The organism is Streptomyces sp. YS-3, assembly GCF_045257485.1.
Classification (GTDB): domain Bacteria; phylum Actinomycetota; class Actinomycetes; order Streptomycetales; family Streptomycetaceae; genus Streptomyces.
The window spans coordinates 1-615 of sequence record NZ_JBJHPC010001187.1 but is presented as its reverse complement, the minus strand read 5'-3'; the positions used below and the strand labels follow the sequence as shown (position 1 = coordinate 615).

1 protein-coding gene is annotated in these 615 nt (G+C 72.8%); it reads right to left on the bottom strand.

What is annotated here, in order from left to right; all coding sequences use genetic code 11:
- On the bottom strand, window positions 1-504 hold a 504-nt coding region (locus tag ACJA3G_RS38240), incomplete at its 3' end, for a single-stranded DNA-binding protein (RefSeq protein ID WP_406557581.1).
- Window positions 505-615 lie beyond the last annotated feature (111 nt).

Below are 615 nucleotides of genomic sequence, written 5' to 3'. Positions count from 1 at the left end.
CCCAGCTACCACGCCCGCACCGCCCGTTCCCGTCCACGCCGGAGAGGGCTCCGAAACCGGTTGCAGGACCGGTTTCCGTACTCCCGCATCCGCCGAACCAGGTTCTCCCGCAGGGTCCTTGGGCGGCTCGGTCAGCGCCGGGTCCGCCTTCACCACCCGCCGGAACGCGGAGGTCCCCCGCGTCAGATCGTGGCCCACCGCGATCGCCTCGACATCCGCCGAGAACCGGCGCTGTCCGTCCAGGTCCTCGTCGCGCACCCGCAACCTGCCGTGCACCACCAGCGGTTCGCCCACGGCGACCGAACTCGCCAGGTTCAGACCCAGCGTCCGCCAGGCCCAGACCGTGTAGAAACTGGAGTGGCCGTCCACCCAGGCGTTCTTCTGCCGGTCGAACCGGCGCGGCGTCACCGCGAGCCGGAACCGGGCCACCCCGCCCGTCGCCGTCTCCCGGTACTCCACCCGCGTCGCGGCGTTCCCCACCAGCGTCACCAGCGTGTCGTTCATCCCCACCACTCCCCCGTCCCGCCTGCCGTGCGCGCCCTTCGCCCGCACGGCGTCCCCGTCGCGGCTCCGTCCGGCCCGGCCGGCCGATCGAACCCTTGCGCTGTCGATCAC